The sequence below is a fragment of the Delftia sp. WSY_16 genome, assembly GCF_043104415.1.
Taxonomy (GTDB): domain Bacteria; phylum Pseudomonadota; class Gammaproteobacteria; order Burkholderiales; family Burkholderiaceae_C; genus Comamonas; species Comamonas tsuruhatensis.
Map to the genome: position 1 here is coordinate 105133 of NZ_JBICKS010000018.1, position 18476 is coordinate 123608.

19 protein-coding genes and 1 riboswitch are annotated in these 18476 nt (G+C 68.6%); of the genes, 9 read left to right on the plus strand and 10 right to left on the minus strand.

What is annotated here, in order from left to right:
• The first annotated feature begins 72 nt into the window (after positions 1–72).
• Together ACF8O7_RS08725 and ACF8O7_RS08730 are read left to right on the plus strand one after the other, a co-directional pair.
• Positions 73–534 (plus strand): nucleoside deaminase, encoded by a 462-nt coding sequence (locus ACF8O7_RS08725; protein WP_016448962.1) that lies wholly within the window; start codon positions 73–75, stop codon positions 532–534.
• A gap of 4 nt (positions 535–538) precedes the next feature.
• Entirely contained in the window at positions 539–1777 is a 1239-nt protein-coding gene (locus tag ACF8O7_RS08730) for a cyanate transporter (protein ID WP_126312439.1), read from the plus strand.
• Between the two features lie 6 nt (positions 1778–1783).
• On the opposite strand, the gene ACF8O7_RS08735 is transcribed toward ACF8O7_RS08730, so the two are convergent.
• From ACF8O7_RS08735 to ACF8O7_RS08745, 3 genes are all read right to left on the minus strand, one after another.
• Positions 1784–3010 (minus strand): sugar transporter, encoded by a 1227-nt coding sequence (locus tag ACF8O7_RS08735; protein ID WP_016452582.1) that lies wholly within the window; start codon positions 3008–3010, stop codon positions 1784–1786.
• A gap of 100 nt (positions 3011–3110) precedes the next feature.
• Positions 3111–3500 (minus strand): VOC family protein, encoded by a 390-nt coding sequence (locus tag ACF8O7_RS08740; RefSeq protein WP_016448965.1) that lies wholly within the window; start codon positions 3498–3500, stop codon positions 3111–3113.
• A gap of 79 nt (positions 3501–3579) precedes the next feature.
• Positions 3580–4233: an NAD(P)-dependent oxidoreductase gene (locus ACF8O7_RS08745; protein WP_016448966.1), complete on the minus strand. Its 654-nt coding sequence runs from the start codon at positions 4231–4233 to the stop codon at positions 3580–3582.
• Between the two features lie 123 nt (positions 4234–4356).
• Here ACF8O7_RS08745 and ACF8O7_RS08750 point away from each other — a divergent pair, with 123 nt between their 5' ends.
• Positions 4357–5313, plus strand: a complete 957-nt coding sequence (locus ACF8O7_RS08750) for a LysR family transcriptional regulator (protein ID WP_016448967.1) — start codon at positions 4357–4359, stop codon at positions 5311–5313.
• A 47-nt stretch (positions 5314–5360) separates the two neighbouring features.
• Here the strand turns inward: ACF8O7_RS08750 and ACF8O7_RS08755 are convergent, their stop codons facing one another.
• Positions 5361–6491, minus strand: a complete 1131-nt coding sequence (locus ACF8O7_RS08755; RefSeq protein WP_016448968.1) for a branched-chain amino acid ABC transporter substrate-binding protein — start codon at positions 6489–6491, stop codon at positions 5361–5363.
• Between the two features lie 158 nt (positions 6492–6649).
• Entirely contained in the window at positions 6650–7192 is a 543-nt protein-coding gene (locus tag ACF8O7_RS08760) for a 6,7-dimethyl-8-ribityllumazine synthase (RefSeq protein WP_016448969.1), read from the minus strand.
• A gap of 109 nt (positions 7193–7301) precedes the next feature.
• Positions 7302–7470: riboswitch (FMN riboswitch) on the minus strand.
• 278 nt (positions 7471–7748) lie between these two features.
• Between ACF8O7_RS08760 and ACF8O7_RS08765 the strand changes: the two genes are divergently transcribed.
• Together ACF8O7_RS08765 and ACF8O7_RS08770 are read left to right on the plus strand one after the other, a co-directional pair.
• The gene (locus ACF8O7_RS08765) at positions 7749–8390 is read left to right on the plus strand and encodes a hypothetical protein (protein WP_016448970.1); all 642 of its coding nucleotides are present in this window, start codon (positions 7749–7751) and stop codon (positions 8388–8390) included.
• Positions 8391–8486: 96 nt separating this feature from the next.
• The gene (locus tag ACF8O7_RS08770) at positions 8487–9161 is read left to right on the plus strand and encodes a DUF4124 domain-containing protein (protein ID WP_126312438.1); all 675 of its coding nucleotides are present in this window, start codon (positions 8487–8489) and stop codon (positions 9159–9161) included.
• A gap of 1 nt (position 9162) precedes the next feature.
• On the opposite strand, the gene ACF8O7_RS08775 is transcribed toward ACF8O7_RS08770, so the two are convergent.
• The gene (locus tag ACF8O7_RS08775) at positions 9163–10182 is read right to left on the minus strand and encodes an SDR family oxidoreductase (protein ID WP_016452584.1); all 1020 of its coding nucleotides are present in this window, start codon (positions 10180–10182) and stop codon (positions 9163–9165) included.
• A gap of 68 nt (positions 10183–10250) precedes the next feature.
• Between ACF8O7_RS08775 and ACF8O7_RS08780 the strand changes: the two genes are divergently transcribed.
• A complete protein-coding gene (locus ACF8O7_RS08780; RefSeq protein WP_016448973.1) occupies positions 10251–11303 on the plus strand; it encodes a CDP-6-deoxy-delta-3,4-glucoseen reductase in 1053 nt (350 codons plus the stop codon).
• 100 nt (positions 11304–11403) lie between these two features.
• Positions 11404–12372 (plus strand): tripartite tricarboxylate transporter substrate binding protein, encoded by a 969-nt coding sequence (locus ACF8O7_RS08785; protein ID WP_193615987.1) that lies wholly within the window; start codon positions 11404–11406, stop codon positions 12370–12372.
• Between the two features lie 84 nt (positions 12373–12456).
• On the opposite strand, the gene folK is transcribed toward ACF8O7_RS08785, so the two are convergent.
• The 4 genes from folK to hda form a co-directional block, all read right to left on the minus strand.
• Positions 12457–12972, minus strand: a complete 516-nt coding sequence (folK, locus tag ACF8O7_RS08790) for a 2-amino-4-hydroxy-6-hydroxymethyldihydropteridine diphosphokinase (RefSeq protein ID WP_016448975.1) — start codon at positions 12970–12972, stop codon at positions 12457–12459.
• The gene (gene pcnB, locus ACF8O7_RS08795) at positions 12947–14530 is read right to left on the minus strand and encodes a polynucleotide adenylyltransferase PcnB (protein ID WP_126312437.1); all 1584 of its coding nucleotides are present in this window, start codon (positions 14528–14530) and stop codon (positions 12947–12949) included. The genes folK and pcnB overlap by 26 nt, the downstream gene beginning before the upstream one ends.
• On the minus strand, positions 14527–15228 hold the full coding sequence (locus tag ACF8O7_RS08800) for an HAD family phosphatase (RefSeq protein ID WP_016448977.1): 702 nt from the start codon (positions 15226–15228) through the stop codon (positions 14527–14529). The genes pcnB and ACF8O7_RS08800 overlap by 4 nt, the downstream gene beginning before the upstream one ends.
• An 88-nt stretch (positions 15229–15316) precedes the next feature.
• Positions 15317–16015 (minus strand): DnaA regulatory inactivator Hda, encoded by a 699-nt coding sequence (gene hda / locus ACF8O7_RS08805; RefSeq protein WP_026062235.1) that lies wholly within the window; start codon positions 16013–16015, stop codon positions 15317–15319.
• A 323-nt stretch (positions 16016–16338) separates the two neighbouring features.
• Here hda and purM point away from each other — a divergent pair, with 323 nt between their 5' ends.
• Both purM and ACF8O7_RS08815 read left to right on the plus strand, forming a co-directional pair.
• Positions 16339–17391, plus strand: coding sequence for a phosphoribosylformylglycinamidine cyclo-ligase (gene purM / locus ACF8O7_RS08810; protein WP_016452588.1), 1053 nt, complete (start codon positions 16339–16341; stop codon positions 17389–17391).
• Between the two features lie 17 nt (positions 17392–17408).
• Positions 17409–18467, plus strand: a complete 1059-nt coding sequence (locus tag ACF8O7_RS08815; protein ID WP_016448979.1) for an AI-2E family transporter — start codon at positions 17409–17411, stop codon at positions 18465–18467.
• The last annotated feature ends 9 nt before the right edge of the window (positions 18468–18476 follow it).

Consider the following 18476-nt stretch of genomic DNA (forward strand, 5'->3'; position numbering starts at 1 on the left):
ATCATTTAATTTTCCAATTGATGGCCCCCGTCCTAGACTGCGGCCTCAGCTCCCGATTGCCCAGCCATCCCCATGCAAGAACAAGAACACATCCGCCTGCTGCGCCATGCCGTGCAGCTGGCGCACGACAACCGCCTGCGGGGCGGCCGGCCCTTCGGCGCCCTGCTCGCGCGCGAGGGGCAGATCCTGTCCACGGGCGTCAACGAGATCGTGCAAAGCCATGACCCCAGCGCCCACGCAGAAATGCAGGCGCTGCGCGCGGGCACGCGCGCCCAGGCCAACGCCAGCCTGGCCGGCTGCACCATCTACGCCAGCGGCCACCCCTGCCCCATGTGCCTGGCGGCGCTGGTGATGGCCGGGGCCGAGCAGGTCTTCTTCGCCTTCGACAACGCGGATGCCCAGCCTTACGGCCTGTCCAGCGAAGGGGCCTACCAGCGGCTGCGCATGCCGCTGCAGCCGCCACCGCTGCCCCTGACGCGGCTGGACACGGGCATCACGGCGGCCCAGCTGTACGGCAACGTCCCCTGGGCCTGAAGCCATGTCGTCCATTGCGCCTGCGCACACCGAGACCCCTGCCGCGGCACACGCCATTCCAACGGCGCTGTGGCTGGCCACCGTCGTGCTGGTCACGCTGAACCTGCGCCCGTTTCTCACGGCCATCGGCCCGCTGGGACCGCAGATCCAGTCCGCCACCGGCATGGATCTGTCCACGCTGTCCTGGCTGACCCTGCTGCCCATGGCGTTGATGGGCGTGGGCGCCTGGCTGACCCCGGCCGCGCTGCGGCGCCTGGGTCCGCGCCGCGCCGTGGTCGGGTCCTTGGCGGTGATTGCGCTGGGCTGTGCGCTGCGCGTGGCGGGCTCCAGTGCGGCCACCCTGCTGGCCACGGCCGCGCTGTGCGGCGCTGGCGTCGCCCTGGTGCAAGGCGTGCTGCCGGGCCTGATCAAGCGCCAGTCGCCCGCACGCATGGCCCAGATGATGGGGCTGTACTCGGCCGCGCTCATGGGCGGCGGCGCCCTGGGCGCCCAGGTTTCGCCGCTGGCCGTGCAATGGGGACTGGACTGGCGCCTTGCGCTGGCGCTGTGGACTGCGCCCGCCCTGCTGGCATTGGCGCTGGCGCGGCATGCGCTGCGTGCGTTGCCGGCTCCGGCGCCCATGGCAGGGGCCAACGCCACGCAAGACACCGGCTGGCTGCGCCGGCGCCCGCGCACCTGGATGCTGATGGCCTGCTTCGGCCTCATCAACGGCGGCTATGCGGCCATGGTGGCCTGGCTTGCGCCCTTCTACCAGACGCACGGCTGGAGCCCCGCGCAAAGCGGCGGTCTGGTGGCCCTGCTGTCGGTGGCCCAGGCCGGCGCCGCGCTGGGCCTGCCCGTGCTGGCTTCGCGCCAAGCCGACCGGCGGCCATGGCTGGGGTTCACGCTGCTGTGCCAGATCATCGGCCTGGCCGCGCTGGCCTGGTGGCCTGATGCGGCGCCGCTGCTCAACATCGTCATCCTCGGCATCGGCCTGGGTGGCTGCTTCGCGCTGATGATGGTGGTGGCGCTGGACCATCTTCCCCACCCCACGCAGGCCGGTGCGCTCAACGCACTGATGCAGGGCGGCGGCTTTCTGATTGCGGCGCTGGCGCCCTATGTGATCGCCCGGCTGCACCAGTTCACGGGCGGATTCGGCGCCGGCTGGCTGGCCCAGATGGCCGCCGTGCTCGTGGTCTGCGTACTGGTGTCCCGCCTGGCACCGCAGCGCTACGCCCAGGCCATGCGGGCACCCGGCGGCTGACCCGCTTCAGTGCGCCGTTGCCTGGAAGCCGGCAGACCAGCGCACGAAGGCCCAGACGCACCAGGCCAGGCCCAGCGCCACCAGGCCGCCGCCGATCCAGCCGATGTTCTGCATGCCCGCATGCATGCTGACCTGACTGCCCAGCAACGCGCCGCCGCCAATGCCGATGTTGAAGATGCCCGAGAACATGGACATGCCCACATCGGTGGCGTCGGCTGCCAGCTTGAGCACCTGGGACTGCATGGCCAGGGCGAAGCAGATCATGGCGACACCCCAGACCGAGCTCATCACATAGAGCGAGGCCTCATGGCCCGAGGCCGGCACCAGCATCAGCAGGCTGGCCGACAGCACGCCAATGGCGGCCAGCAGAAAGCCGCGCGGATGGCGCAGGCCCCACCAGCTGAACATCACGCTGCCCACGATGCCCATGCCGCCGTACAGCAGCAGCACGGCCGTGGTCACCTTGCCCTCGAAGCCCGCGATGTCCTGCACGAAGGGCTCGATATAGCTGTAGGCCGTGAACTGCCCGGTGATCACGACCACCAGCAGGATGTAGATGGACAGCAGCGCCGGACGGCGCAGCAGCATGGGCACGCTGGCCAGGTTGCCCGCGTTCTCGCTGGGCAGGCGCGGCAGCAGCCGGGCCAGGGCCACCATGACGATGGCGGCCACCCCGCCCACGGCCAGGAACGTCGTGCGCCAGCCCAGCCATTCGCCCACGATCCGGCCCAGCGGAATGCCCAGCACCATGGCCATGGAGGTGCCGGTGGCCAGCAGGCTCAGCGCCACGGCCTTCCTGCCGGGCGGCGCCACGCGCACGGCCAGCGAGGCCGTGATGGACCAGAACACCGCATGCGACAGCGCGATGCCGATGCGGCTGACCATGAGCGAGGCAAAGCTCCAGGCCACGCCCGACAGCACATGGCTGGCCACGAACAGCGCGAACACGCCCATCAGCAGCTTGCGCCGCTCCACATTGCGCGTGAGCAGCATGAAGGGCAGCGAGGCCAGGGCCACGATCCAGGCATAGATGGTCAGCATCAGCCCGACCTGCTCGGTGGGCATGCCAAAGCTCGCGCCAATGCTGCTGAGCAGGCCCACGGGCACGAACTCGGTGGTATTGAAGACGAAGGCGCCCAGCGCCAGCGCGATCACGCTGAGCCAGGCCTGGGCGGCCGTGGGTGTGGATGACGCGGAAACGGAGCCGGCCGCAGCGGAAACGGAAGGGGGCATGGGGAACGTGGGGCCTTTTTTGTTGCAGCGCAATATTGTGCTGCGCCATGCGACCGCCTGATGTCAGCTGCCGCGCAGGCCCCAGTGCCGCCAGGGAGACTCAGGCGGGAGGCAGGTGGCAGACGGCCTCGATGTTGTGGCCGTCGGGGTCGAGCACGAAGGCTGCGTAATAGTCGTCGTGGTAGTGCGGTCGCAGGCCGGGTTCGCCATTGCAGCGCCCGCCTGCGGCCAGGGCGGCCGCGTGGAAATCATCGACCATGTTGCGGTTGTCCACGCGAAAGGCCACATGGATGGGCGGCTGGTTGGGCTCGCCGCCGGTGATCCAGAAATCAGGCTTGGGCGGCTCGCCAAAGCCGGCCGTGTCGCCGTGGCCGGTGAGCTCGGCGGACAGCTCCATCAGGATCTCGTAGCCCAGGGGAGCCAGCGCCCGCGCATAAAACTCCCGGCTGCGGTCGAAGTCCGATACGAGGATTCCCGTGTGGTCGATCATGGCGGCGCTCCTGCCTGTTCGTGACAGGCACCAGCATGCCATGGAGGCCGCCTGCGCACCAGCCGGGAGCCCCCGGTGCTCAGTAAGCGACGGTAAAGCGCTCGCGCAGGTGCAGGCCCTTGTCCAGCGCATCCACCAGGGCCACGGCCAGATCGGCGGCCGAGATGGTGCCGGGCTGGCCGTCGGCCTGCATCAACGGCTCATCCTTGCCCGTGCGGTACTGGCCCGTGCGCTCGCCATGGTCACCCAGGTGCAGGGCAATCGGCGGGCTCAGCATCGTCCAGTCCAGGCCCTGCTCCTTTTGCAGATCGTTGAGGGCATCGCGCGCAGCCGAGGCGCCGGGCTTGATGGCGGCCGGGAACTCGGGCGTGTCCACCAGTTGCCTGCCGGGCGCGATGTAGAGGCTGCCCGCACCGCCCACCACCAGATAGCGCTTGACGCCAGCCGCCTTCGTGCCCGCCACGATGGCGCGCGAGCCGCGCATGAAATCCTCATAGATGTCGGGATTGCCCCAGCCCGCGTTGTAGGCGCTGACCACGGCGTCCGCGCCTGCCACGGCCCGCTGCACGGCGGCGGCATCCAGCACATCGGCCTGCACGGCGTGCAGATGCGGCTGGGCCGCCAGCCTGGCGGGGTCGCGCACCAGGGCCACGACCTCGTGGCCGCGCTGCAGCAGCTCCTTCAATACCGCCGAACCCACAAAGCCGGTTGCGCCAATGAGTGCCACTTTCATCTTCATTCCTTTGCGGCGCCTGGGCGCCTGTTCACGATGGCATTGAGATTACGCCGTTCACAATCACTGCGGAAGACAGCAGTTTTCACCAACAGCTTGAAGCACCACTTCACAATACAGCCCATGGACGACTACAAACGCATGGCCGTTTTCGCCGCCGTGGTGCAGCACGGATCGATGAGCGCCGCCGCGCGCGCCCTGGGCATGAGCCCCTCGGCCGTGAGCCAGCAGGTGCGCCAGCTCGAGCGCGACGGCGGCGTCACCCTGCTGCACCGCTCCACCCGGCAGATCGCCCTCACCGACACGGGCGAGCGCTACTACCAGCAGTGCGCCGCCATGGCACAGGCCGCCAGCCAGGCGCGGGCCGAGCTGGCCGCCGCGCGCGACGAGCCCGGCGGCGAACTGCGCCTGTCGGCCACCGTGGGCTTTGCGCGCCACATCGCGCCGGCCCTGGGCAGCTGGCTGGCCCGGCATCCGGCACTGCGCCTGCACCTGGATGTGGACGATGCGCCCATCGACCTCATCCAAAGCCGCATCGACCTGGCGCTGCGCTTTGGCCGTCTGGCCGACTCAGGCTGGGCGGCCCGGCGCCTGGGCGCCATGCGCAACTGGCTGTGCGCCTCGCCCGCATGGATACAGGAGCACGGCGGCGGCGCGGCCTGGCGCCACCCGGCACCGCTGGCCAGCGCGCGCTGGCTGGGCCTTGCGCGCGAAGGCCAGGGCCAGGCCCTGCGGGCCGAGGCACGCCACCCGGCCACGGGCGAGACCTACAGCCTGCAGGTGCAGCCCCATGTGGCCAGCAACAACCAACTGTCCCTCCAGCAGATGTGCGAGGCCGGCCTGGGCCTGGCCCTGCTGGGCAGCATGGACGTTGCCGACGCGGTGGCCGAAGGACGCCTGGTGCGCCTGCTGCCCGACTGGGACTTCGGCGGCCTGGACATCTGGGCCGTCACCCCGCAGCGCCAGGCCCAGCCCGCCAAGGTGCGCCAGGCCATTGCCGCGCTACAGGCCTATCTGGCGCAGTTGCCCGGCGTGGTCGATGCGCCGGCGCAGGCCCCGGCCGAGGTCCCGGGCCGATAAAAAAAGCCCGCACAAGGCGGGCATGAAAACGAAGGGAGGACAGGCTCTCAGTCGAGGGCCGTCTTCTGGCCGTTCTTGAACACGCTCAGCGTGTACGAAGGGTTCTTCATCTCGCCGTTCTTCTCGAAAGCGATCTTGGAGGTCACGCCCGAGTAGTCGGCCTTCTGCAGGAAGGGGATGTAGACCTTGGGGTCCCAGGAGTTGGCGCGCTTCATGGCGTCGGCCAGCATCATGGTGGCGTCGTAGAAGTACGGGCTGTAGACCTGGAACTGACCGGGGTACTTGGCGTCGTAGCGCTTCTTCCATTCCGTGCCGCCAGGCATCTTGGCCAGCGAGGCGCCGCCGTCGGCGCAGATCACGTTGTCCAGCGGCTTGGCGCCGGCGGCCACCTTGGCCAGCTCGGGCACGCACAGGCCGTCGCCGCCGAAGTACTTGGCATCGTTCATGCCCAACTGGGCCATCTGGCGCAGCATGGGGCCGGCCTGGCCATACATGCCGCCGTAGAAGATGCCTTCGGGCTTCTTGGCCTTGATCGAGGTCAGGATGGCCATGAAGTCCGTGGCCTTGTCGTTCGTGAACTCCGAGGCCACGACCTTCACGCCCAGCTTTTCCGCATCCTTCTTGAACACATTGGCCAGGCCCTGGCCGTAGGCCGTGCGGTCATCGATGATGGCCACGGTCTTGAGCTTGAGCGTTTCGGCCGCGTACTTGGCCAGCGCCGCGCCCAGCGCGTTGTCATTGGCAATCACGCGGTAGGTGGTGTTCCAGCCGGGCTTGGTCAGGTCGGGGTTGGTGGCCGCGCCCGTGATCATGGGAATGCCGCAGTCCTGGAAGACCTTGGACGAGGGAATGGCCACGCCCGAGTTGAGGAAGGCCACGGCGCCGGCGACCTTGTCGTCGCACAGCTTCTGCGAAGCGGCCGTGCCCTGCTTGGGATCGGCCACATCGTCTTCGGCCACCAGCTGGAACTTGACCTTCTTGCCGGCGATCTCCATGCCCTTGGCATTGAGGTCGTCAATGGCCATGCGCACGCCGTTCTCGTTGTCCTTGCCGAAATTGGCCTGGGGTCCGGACACGGGGCCGATGTGGCCGATGCGGATCACCTGCTCCTGGGCCATGGCCACGCCACCCATGCCGGCCACGACGGCCGCAATACACAACTTCCGGGACATCTTCATCGCGCACTCCTCAGTTGAAACAGGCCGTCACGTTATTCCCGTCATCGCGGCTTGGCAATGGCGCGTCACGCCGCGTGACGGGACCGCGACACTCGGCCCCAACTCAGTGTTTACGAGAATCCTTCCCCAGCCAAAGCTGTGCTGGGAGGCTGGCCGGCTCAGGCCGCGCGCGCCTGGCCCAGTGCCTGTACCTGCGCCAGCTGGTCCAGCGCCGCCAGGCAGGCATGCGCCACTTCCACGCCCTTCTTCACGAAGTGGGCACGGAAGAACTCCACATGGTCGCCATGTTCGTGGAAATCGCGCGGCGTGAGCACGGCCGAGAACACCGGCACTTCGGTATCGAGCTGCACGCGCATCAGGCCGTCGATCACGGCCGAGGACACGAACTCGTGGCGATAGATGCCGCCGTTGACCACCAGCGCGCAGGCGATGACCGCGTCGAAACGGCCGCTGTCGGCCAGCTTCTTGGCCAGCAGCGGGATCTCGAAGGCGCCGGGCACGTTGAAGTGGCTGATGTTCTGCGCGGCCACTCCCTGGGCCTGCAGCTCGGCCGCCATGGAGTCGCGCGCCTGGTGCACGACATCGGTATGCCAGCTCGCGCAGATCACGGCCACGCGGCTGCGGCCCGCGACGGCCTTCCACGGCGTGCCCGAGGCCGTGCCGTGTGCGGAGAAGTTCAAGGAGACAGGAGTCTGATTCATGGTGCTCTTTCGAGATGAGACAAATGAATCAGGGCGCGCGCCATGGCGCCGCATGGCGCGGCGCAGCCCATGGGACAACCATGGGCATGGCGCCTGCCATGCAGGTGCTGCGCGATCTCTTTCATCCGGACTGTGACCGTCGGCTCTGGCATCTCACCAGATCTGCTGACCCCGGCCGGCCTTGCGGCTAGCCGGGCGCTCGCGGGCTGCTGGACACATGCCGAAAGACAGATCCAGATACCGCCGGTGGGGAATTTCACCCCGCCCTGAGAACGCTGCTTTGCGGCGCACGGACTGCGCGCCGCCAAAGACAGCGGCCATTCTAGTCCCGCGCAGATGCCATTGCGGCGATCGGGGCGACCGCAGCCATTGCGCGCTGTGCCTGCGGATTTCATCTGGAAGCACCTACAGTGCATGGACCAATTGCTATCAAAATAGAAGTCCCGCTGTCGCCGTCGTTGCCTCGCCAGGACGATCCAGGTCAACCATCGAGGCCTGTCAAACGTCATATGAAGAGATCCAGACAGGAAACACGCCTTTGCCCGGACACCACACCATGACCCGAACCAACGCCTCCCCCACGCAGCAGCGCCCGCAGCCTGGCCTGCGCCCCCTGCGCCTGCTGGCCGGCCTTGGCCTTGCAGCCCTGGTCACCGCCTGCGCCGTGCCGCCCGATGGCTATTCGGACATGGGCTCCGGCTACCCCAGCTATCCCAGCTACCCGTCCTATCCCAGCTATCCGTCGGGCGGCGTCGTCTACCCCTCGTATCCCACGCAACCCGCCTATCCGGACAACGGCTGGTACGAGCGCCAGCGCCTGCAGCGCGAACGTGAGCGCCTGCAATACGAGCGCGAGCGCATCCAGCAGGAACGCAACCGCGATGCCTGGCGTGACCGCCAACAACGCGAGCGTGAAATGCGCGAGCGCGACCGGGACCGTGACCGCCAGGCCCAGGACCGCGACCGCCAGTTGCGCGAGCGCATGCAGGAGCAGCAGCGCCGCGAAGCCGAGCGCCAGCAGCGGGAGCGCGAACGCGACCAGGGCCAGCAGCAGCGCGAGCGCGAACGCCAGCAACGGGACCGGGAGCAGCAGCAGCGTGACCGCGAGCAGCAGCAACGCGCCATCGAGCGCATGCAGCGCGAAAGCCAGGGCGGTGGCAACCCCTACCCCACCCAGGATCCGCGCCACTGGCGCTGAACGGCTGACCGGCGGCATTTCCAGCCCCTGGGCGCCGCACCATAATCGGCAATACACCGCATCCCTGTGCCGCTTGTGATGGGAAAGGAAACCGCCATGCACCGTACCCAAGACCTTTGCCAGCGCCCTGCGCTTGTGCCGATGCTTGTACCGATGCTTGTAACGCTGGTGGCGGCGCTCATCGCAGGCCCGGCCTCGGCCCAGGTCATCCGCTGCACGGATGCCAAGACCGGCCGAGTCACTTACACCAACAGCAGTTGCAAGGACGGCGAAAACCGCGTGCAGGTGCAGGAAGCCCCCAGCCCCGAAGAGCTGGAGCGCGAGCGCGCGCAGTCCGCCGCCGCCATAGAGCGCAAGAACCAGCAACTGGCCCGCGAAGAGGCCGAGCGCCGCACGCGTGCCCAGCAGCAGGAACGCGAGGCACGCAGCCGGCGCGAGCGCGAGAACTCGGCCCAGCGCGACGGCGGCGACTCCCCGGCCTGCCAGCAGGCGCGCCGCCGCCTGGACACCATCCTGGCCGAGGCCAATCCCGATCCTGCCACCTGGGGCCCGCGCAGCCAGGCCGCCCAGCAGCAGATGGAGATGGCCTGCCTGGGCCCCAAGGCCTATGAACAGCTGCAGCAATCGCGCGCATTGCAGCCCAACGCCATCAACCGGCCGTGGATCATAGGGCGCCCCGTGCCGCCGCAGCCGCTGCCGCCTTCGGCCCCCATCTCGCACTGCAACGTGTTCCGCTGCTACGACACCAACGGCGGCATCCACCCGCGCTGATTCAGGCGCGCAGCCCCTGCTCCACGGTCGGGTAGCGCAATCTCAGGCCCAGCTCCTCCTTCAGGCGCTGGTTGCGCAGGCGGCGTGACTCCCCCATGAAGCTCAGCAGGCTGGCCGGCAGCTCGCGCTGCGCCTGCTCGCGCGTGATGCGTGCGGGGCGCGGCAGTCCATAGAGATCGGCCGCAAGGTCGAAGTAGTCGCCCATGCGCAGCTGCGTATCGTCGCTGGCGTGGTAGATGCGCTGCGGCCGGCCGAGCCACAGCGCCCGCACGCAGGCGCGGGCCAGGTCGTCGGCATGGATGTGGTTGGTATAGACATCCTCTGCGGCGCACAGCAGGGGGGTCCCTCGCAGCAGGCGCCCGCGCGGCGTGCCGTTTTCCCGGTCCGGCGCATAGATGCCCGGGATGCGCAGAATGCTGGCGCGCAGGCCTCCGCGCCCGGCAAAGCGCACGGCTCGCTCGGCGTTCACGCGGCGCTGGGCACGCGCCGTGGCCGGTGCGGGCGGGCGGCTTTCGTCGATCCAGGCGCCCTCGCAGTTGCCATAGACGCCGGAGGTCGAGCCATAGACCAGGCTGGCCGGCCGGCCGCGAAGGCGCAGCACGCGCAGCAAAGCCGTGGTGCGCGGGTCCAGCCACCAGCCATCTTCGCCGGCAGGCGGATTGGGCGGCGGCGCCAAATGGACGACGCGCGTGGCCAGGCCGGCCATACGGCGCAGCGTGGCAGGCGCGTCCAGATCGCCCAGCAGCGGCGTGATGCCGCGCCCGCGCAGATCCTGCAGGCGCTCGGCGCCACGCGTCAGGGCCAGCACGCGCGGGCCCCGTCGTGCGGCACCCGAACGGGCGACGGGCGCGCCCGCCAATGCACCAGCCACGCGCAGCCCCACGTCGCCGCAGCCGACGATGAGCACGCGTTCGCGTCGAAAGCGCGCCGGCAGCGCGCCCAATGGGTTTTGGTTTGAGGGCAAAATCCTGGCCTGTTGCGAGGGCGGCCACCCGCGCGCCGCCGGTCGCGGCAGCGGCATGTCCGTCCGGGAAAGAAGATCGCCGGCGCGCTCCACGCGCCGCCAGCGCCCCCGAGGATACCGAGAACATGACCGAGATAGCCAACGCTTCCCACGAAATCACCGTACAGCCCAGCGGCCGCGCCTTCGCCACGCAGGGCAGCGAGACCATCCTGGCCGCCGCCATCCGCTGCGGCGTGGGCCTGCCCTATGGCTGCAAGGACGGTGCCTGCGGCTCCTGCAAGTGCAAGAAGCTGCTCGGCGAGGTCACCCATGGCGCCCACTCGGAAAAAGCGTTGACCGCCCAGGAAGAGGCCGACGGCTATGTGCTGACCTGCTGCGCCACGCCCAGCACCTCGGTGGTGCTGGAGTCGCGCCAGGTGACCGATGCCAGCGCCTTCCCGATCAAGAAGATGCCCGTGCGCGTGGCCACGCTGGAGAAGAAGTCGCACGACGTGATGCAGGTGCGCCTGCAGCTGCCCGCTGCAGACAAGTTCCGCTACCACGCAGGCCAGTACGTGGAATTCATCCTGCGCGACGGCGCCCGCCGCGCCTACTCCATGGCCACGGCCCCCCATGTGCAGGACACGGCACCGGGGCTGGAGCTGCACATCCGCCACATGCCGGGCGGCAAGTTCACCGACCACGTGTTCGGCGCCATGAAGGAAAAGGAAATCCTGCGCGTGGAGGGCCCGTTCGGCAGCTTCTTCCTGCGCGAGGACAGCGACAAGCCCCTCATCTTCCTGGCTTCGGGAACGGGCTTCGCCCCCATCAAGGCGCTGCTGGAGCACATCCGCCACAAGGGCATCACCCGCTCCGTCACCCTGTACTGGGGAGGACGCCGGCCCGAGGACCTCTACCTCGACGCCTGGGTGCGCGAGCAGGCCGAGGCCATGCCCCAGCTGTGCTATGTGCCCGTGGTCTCCGACGCGCTGCCGGAAGACGGCTGGACCGGCCGCACGGGCTTCGTGCACCAGGCCGTGCTGGACGACTTTGCCAACTTGTCCGGCCATCAGGTCTATGCCTGCGGTGCGCCCATCGTGGTCGATTCGGCACGCCATGCCTATGTGGAGCAACGCGGCCTGCCGGCGGAAGAGTTCTACGCGGACGCGTTCACCTCCGAGGCCGACAAGGCTTCCTGAGTGCGCAGAAGGTGGCACGGATCAAGCAATACGCAGAAAAACTGCTTCCCATACCTGCGCGCAGCCAGGTGTCGCAATTTTTTTGCACAATAGCGCCCCTATGAACCGTAGAAACAGCCTTCTCTCGGTCATGGCGGCCGCTGCTGCCCTGGCCTCCCCGCTTGCCCTGGCGCAAGAGCCCATCCGCCTGATCGTGCCCTATGCGCCCGGCGGTCCGCTGGACATCACCGCGCGCGCGCTGGCCGAGCGGGTGCGTGACTCCCTGGGGGTGGTAATCATCGACAACAAGGCCGGCGCCGGCGGCAACATCGGCGCCGACGCCATTGCCCGCGCCACGCCGGACGGCATGACCATCGGCCTGGCCGCCACGGCCACCCATGCCGTCAATCCCTGGCTGTACACCAAGATGCCCTACGACGCGGGCAAGGACTTCGCGGGCATCACCCAGATGGTGCGCGTGCCCAACGTGCTGGTGATGAATGCGACCCGTGCCGAGCAGCTCAAGATCCACAGCGTGGCCGACCTGATCGCCTACGCCAAGTCCCACCCCGGCAAGCTCAACTACGGCAGCGGCGGCAACGGCAGCGCAGGCCACCTGGCGGGCGAAATGCTCAAGCAAAAAGCCGGCATCTTCGCCCTGCACGTGCCCTACCGTGGCGCCAACCCGGCCCAGCTGGCCCTGCTGTCGGGCGAGGTGGACTTCAACATCGACAACCTGGCTGCCGCTGCACCCAATATCCGCTCGGGCAAGCTCAAGGCGCTGGCCGTGACCTCGCTGAACCCCACCACGCTGCTGCCCGGCGTGCCCGCGCTGTCCAAGACCTTCCCCGGCTTTGCCATCGATACCTGGTGGGGCCTGGTCGCCCCGGCCGGCACGCCCAAGCCCGTGCTGGACAAGCTGAGCCGGGCCTTTGCCGACGCACTGGCCGCGCCCGAGACCAAGACCCGCTTCGAGACCCTGATGGCCGAGCCCGTGTCCTCCACGCCCGCCGAGTTCGACAGGTTCATGGCGGCCGAGCGCGCCAAGTACCAGGCCATCGTCAAGGCCTCCGGAGCGAAGGTGGACTGAGCCGATCCATCGCGTCCCGCCTGGCAAAAAGCCGCAGCCGCCCTCAGGGCGCTGCGGCTTTTTCATTCAGGCCACTGTCGGGATTCAGGCTTGCCGGAGATGCCAGCCAGGCTTGTGCGCCAGGCAGATGCCCTGCCCCGCCACGGCCTGCAGCTGCGCGGGCGTGACGCGCTCAGGCGCGATCTCGGCCAGCGGCACGAGCACGAAGGCGCGCTCGTGCATGCGCGGGTGCGGCACGCTCAGGCGCGGCAGCGCGATGCGCTCGTCGCCCCACAGCTCGATGTCCAGGTCCAGCGTGCGCGGCGCATTGCGGTAGGGGCGCTCGCGCCCGGCCGCCAGTTCGATGGCCTGCAGCGCATCGAGCAGCGCCAGCGGCTGCAGCGTGGTGCGCACAGCGGCCACGGCGTTCAGATAGTCGGGACCGCTGGAATCGATGGGCGCCGTGCTGTAGAGCGAGGAGACGGCCAGCAGGCGCGTGCCCGTCAGGCCGCCGATGGCCTTCAAGGCCTGGCCCAGGGCCTGGCCGCAGTCACCGAGGTTGGCACCCAGGCCGATGGCGACCCAGTGGCCTGGCTCAGTCATCACCGCCCATGCCGCCATCGCCCCCGCCCTGGGGCTTGCGGCGGCGGCGCCGCCGCTTCTTGGGCGCTGCAGCCTCCTCGCTGCCAGCCTGTGCCGGTGCGGGATCCTCAGGCTGCACGCCTTCCGCCAGGTTCACGCCATCGCGCGGCTGGCGGACCTTGGGCACGCGGTGCACCTTGGGTTCGGCGCTGCGCTGGCGGGCGCGCTGCTCGTCGCGCGCCTGGGCGATCAGGTCGTCGCGGCGCGCGTCGTCGGCATTCTGGAACTCCTGCCACCAGCTGGCCAGGCTTTCCTCGACCTCGCCGATGTCGGCGCGCAGCCGCATGAAATCGAAGCCCGCGCGAAAGCGCGGCTGGGCCACCAGGCTGAACGGCGTGGCGCCCGTGCGCTTGTCGAAGCGCGGCTGCATGACCCAGATCTCGCGCATGTCGGCGGCCAGCTTGCCGCGTCCCGAGACATCGCCGATGCGCTGGTCGAACACTTCGTCGATGGATTCCTGCAGCGCGGGAAACGGGTGCTGGCGCTGGTTCAGGCGGCGCTCCCAGCCGGTCTTCACGTCATGCCACAGCACGCAGGCCAGCAGAAAGCTGGGCGCCACGGGCTTGCCTTCCTCGACACGGCGATCGGTATCGGTCAGCGCGGCCTGCACAAAGGGCTGCTCGGCACGCTCGACCACCACATCCAGCAGCGAGTAGATGCCGCGCGCCAGGCCCAGGCCGCGCAATTGCTCCACCGAAGCCAGCGCATGGCCGGTCTGCAGCAGCTTGAGCATTTCATCGAACAGGCGGCTTTGCGGCACATCGGCCAGCAGCGGCTCGCACTCCACCAGGGGCTTGGCCGTCTTGGGCTCGAGCTTGAAGCCCTTGCCCGCCAGCTTGGCGGCGAAGCGCACGGCGCGGATGATGCGCACCGGATCTTCACGGTAGCGCGTGGCCGGGTCGCCAATCATGCGCAGCATGCGCTTCTTGGCGTCGTCAATGCCCTTGTGATAGTCGACCACGATCTGCGTGCGCGGGTCATAGTACATGGCGTTGATCGTGAAGTCGCGGCGCGTGGCATCCTGGTCCTGCGGACCCCAGACGTTGTCGCGCAGCACGCGGCCGCTGGCGTCCACCGCATGGTGCATGCCGGCGAGCTGGGCCTTGCTGGTGCGCTCGTTGCCGCTCACGGCCTCGGCCGCGCTGTTGTCCAGGAAGGCGCGGAAGGTGGAGACTTCGATGACCTCGTTCTCGCGCCCGCGGCCATAGACCACGTGCACGATGCGAAAGCGCTTGCCGATGATGAAGGCGCGGCGGAACAGGCCCTTGACCTGCTCGGGCGTGGCATTGGTGGCCACGTCGAAGTCCTTGGGGCGCAGGCCCAGCAGCAGGTCGCGCACGGCGCCGCCGACGATGTAGGCCTCGTAGCCCGCATCCTGCAGCGTCTCGACCACGTCGATGGCACGCCGGTCCACCAGGTTGGGGTCGATGCCGTGCACCTGCACGGGCACCTCCTGGCGCTTGCCGAAGGGCGACTTGCGCGCCCGTGGAGCGGCCGAGGCCTTGCCCAGCAGCTTGTCGATGATGTTCTTGATCATGGTGCTTCGCCAAACAGGTCCAGAATGCGCCAGCCACGTTCCTGGGCCAGGGCGCGCAGCCGAGTGTCGGGGTTGGTGGCCACGGGGTGGTCCACGCGCTCGAGCAGGGGAACGTCGTTCCAGGAGTCGCTGTAGAAGAAGGTCTCCACGCCGCTCCACTGCAGGCCGCGCGCATCCAGCCACTGCTGCATGCGCTGCACCTTGCCGCCGCGCATGCTGGGCGTGCCACGGATCTCGCCCGTGAACCAGCCCTGCGCGTCGCGCTCCAGTTCCACCGCGATCAATTCCTGCACGCCGAGGGCGGCGGCGATGGGGCGCGTCACGAACTCGTTGGTGGCCGTGACGATGATGATCTGGTCGCCCGCCTGCTGGTGCGTGCGCAGCAGCTCCAGTGCCTGGGGACGGATGGCGGGGGTGATCACCTCGCGCATGAAGCGCTCGTGCGCCTCGGCGGCCTGCTGCGCGCCACGGGCGCAGAAGGCCTCGGTGGCAAAGCGCACATAGTCGTGCACGTCGAGCGTGCCCGCCTGGTAGTGCGCGAAGAACTCGGCATTGCGGCGGCCGAACTCGACCGGATCGGTCCAGCCGATGCGCGTCGTGAACTCGCCCCACTCATAGTCCGAATCGAGCGGCAGCAGCGTGTGGTCCAGGTCGAACAACGCCAGCCGGGGCCGGAGTTGCTTCTGATCAGAGGTCATGCATATCCTAAAAAAATGGGTCCCGCGCTGCCCTTGCAACGCAGGCTCCGCCGGCTCCCGCAGTCCCTGCCCACAAGAAAATGCGGGCTCATTCGGTTTCCAGCATCGTCTTGAGCAACGGAATGGTGATGGCGCGCTTGTTGCGCAGCGCAAAGCCGTCGAGCATGTCGAGCAGTTGCATCAGGCTGCCCAGGTCACGCGAGAAGCGCTTGAGCATGTAGTCCATCACATCGTCGCCCAGAAAAACGCCACGGGCATCGGCCTCCTGGCGCAGCACCGCGCGGCGCGCGGTTTCGTCGAGCAGCTGCAGCTGGAACACATGGCCCCAGCCCAGCCGCGTGCGCAGATCCTCGCGCAGCTTGAGGTCTGCCGGCGGCAGCGGGCCGGCCCCCAGCACCCAGCGCGGCGAGCCCGTGGCCGGGCTCGTCGCATTCACAAACCAGTTGAAGGCCCGCGCCTGCTGCAGCGGAGTGTAGATGTCCACATCGTCCATCAGCACCGCCGCCCAGCGCTCGTCGAAGGGCGGCGGGAACAGGGTGGAGGCATCCATCCAGCCCACCATGGCACCCTGCTCGCGCAGGGCCTCGCGCACGGCCTTGAGCAGATGGGTCTTGCCCGAGCCCGATTCGCCCCAAAGATAAGTGGGCACTGGCGTGCGGGCCGTCTGCATGCGGCCATCGCCCACCCAATGGCGCAAATGATCGATCACCGCGGCATTGGGGCCGACGAAAAAGCGCGACAGCGTCGGGCTCGACGCCATGCTGATATCCAGAGCCAGCTGCTTCATCTGCGACATACGCGCAGCGCCCCCTTTCCTGTGTCCAGGCGGGTCCATGCGGCAAAAGCAGGCAAAGGAATCGGCAACGGCATTGGGTTGATAGCAAAGACAGGCCCGCCCTGCCGCAGCGCTGCGGCAAGGCGGGCGACGCCGGGGCGTTCCCGGGCGCAACAGGGATTTTAGTCTGCGCGGCGCACGGCACGGCGGCAGCCGGCCCGCTTGTGCAACGAAAGCCCCCTCGAAGCCCACTGGCGCGCGCGCCTGCCGGCGGCCGGCGCCGTAGAATCCCGGGGTTCCAGCCCGGCCTCGGGCCTACCGCACCGTACCCATCCATGAGCTCTTCTGCCCCCTCCTCTACCCCGATCTCCTACAAAGACGCCGGCGTCGACATCGTCGCTGGCGACGCGCTGGTCGAGCGCATCAAGCCGCTGGCCAAGAAGACCATGCGCGAAGGCGTGATGGCCGGCATCGGAGGCTTCGGCGCACTGTTCGAGGTGCCCAAGCGCTACAAGGAGCCCGTGCTGGTCTCGGGCACCGACGGCGTGGGCACCAAGCTCAAGCTGGCCTTCGAGTGGAACATGCACGACACCGTCGGCATCGACCTGGTGGCCATGAGCGTCAACGACGTGCTGGTCCAGGGCGCCGAGCCCCTGTTCTTCCTCGACTACTTCGCCTGCGGCAAGCTGGACGTGGACACGGCCGCTGCCGTGGTCGGCGGCATTGCGCGCGGCTGCGAACTGTCGGGCTGCGCACTGATCGGCGGTGAAACCGCCGAAATGCCCGGCATGTACCCGGCCGGCGAATACGATCTGGCCGGCTTTGCCGTCGGCGCCGTCGAAAAGTCCAAGATCCTCACGGGCCAGAGCGTTGCTGCTGGCGACGTGGTGCTGGGACTGGCCTCGGCCGGCGTGCACTCCAACGGTTTCTCCCTGGTGCGCAAGTGCATCGAGCGCGCCGAAAGCCAGGGCAGCCTGCCCGAAACGCTGGACGGCAAGCCGTTCAAGCAGGCCATCATGGAACCCACGCGCCTGTACGTGAAGAACGTGCTGGCGGCGCTGGAGCAGCACCCCATCAAGGCGCTGGCCCACATCACGGGCGGCGGCCTGCTGGAGAACATCCCCCGCGTGCTGCCCGAAGGCCTGGCCGCCCACCTGGATGCCGGCAGCTGGCCCCAGACCGAGCTGTTCGCCTGGCTGCAGAAGACGGCCGGCATCGACGCCGTGGAAATGAACCGCACCTTCAACAACGGCATCGGCATGGTCGTTGTCGTGCCCGCCGAGGCTGCCGAAGCCACGGCCGCCACGCTCGCGAAGCTGGGCGAGACGGTCCACACCATCGGACGCATCGCCGCACGCGGCGAGGGCGAGCCTGTCGAGGTCCGCTGACCACGGGCCCGCAGCGCATGACCCAGCACCTGCCCTCGCCCATCATCTCCCCGCAGCCCGCGCCCACGCGCGGCGTGACGCTGTCCAGCTATGTGCTGATGGCCGGCGCCCTGCTGCTGATCATGTGGCAGGGGCTGCTGCCGGGCATGCTGTGCGTCTGCGTGGGCTTTCTGGTCACGCGCGCGCTTGCCGGGCTGCTGTCACGCGCCCAGCCCAAGTCCCGGCGCGGCTCGCTGCCGCGCTGGACGCAACTGGTGGCAGCCACCATCGTCATTCTTGCGCCGCTGGCCCTGCTCAGCGGCGCGCTGTCGCACACGCGCACCTACATCACCGACGCGCCGCAGCAGTACCGCGAGCTGCTCGACTATCTGGCGCACACGGTGCTGGAGCTGCGTGACAAGCTGCCGGCCGACATGGCCGACCAGCTGCCGGACGGCGCACAGGAAATCCAGCACCTGCTGGCCAGCTACCTGGCCGCCAAGGCCGGCGCCCTGGCCCATGCGGGCCGCGCCTGGCTCACCGGCCTGCTCTATGCCTACGTGGGCCTGATCATCGGCGCCCTGGCCGCCGTGCGTCCCATGGTCACGCGCCGCCCGCCCCTGGTGGCAGCGCTGCGCGAGCGCATCCGGCTCATGGGACTGGCCTTCCGCCAGATCGTGGCGGCCCAGTTCTGGATTGCGGCCTTCAATACCTTCCTGACGGCCATCTTCCTTCTGGGCGTGCTGCCGCACTGGAACCTGACCCTGCCCTATACGCCAGCCCTGATCACGCTGACCTTCATTGCAGGCCTGGTGCCCATCGTGGGCAACCTGCTGTGCAATGCGGTGATCACCATTGTGGGCCTGTCGGTGTCCCCTGTGGCCGCCGCCGCCTGCCTGGGCTTTCTGATCCTGATCCACAAGGCCGAGTACGTGATCAACGCCAAGGTCGTGGGCCAGCGCACGCACATGGGCGTATGGGAGCTGCTGGCGGTGATGTTCGTGGCCGAATCGGTGTTCGGCCCTGCAGGCCTGGTGGCGGCTCCGCTGTTCTACGCCTATCTCAAGAAAGAGCTGGAAGCCGTCCGGCTGGTCTGATCAGCCCAC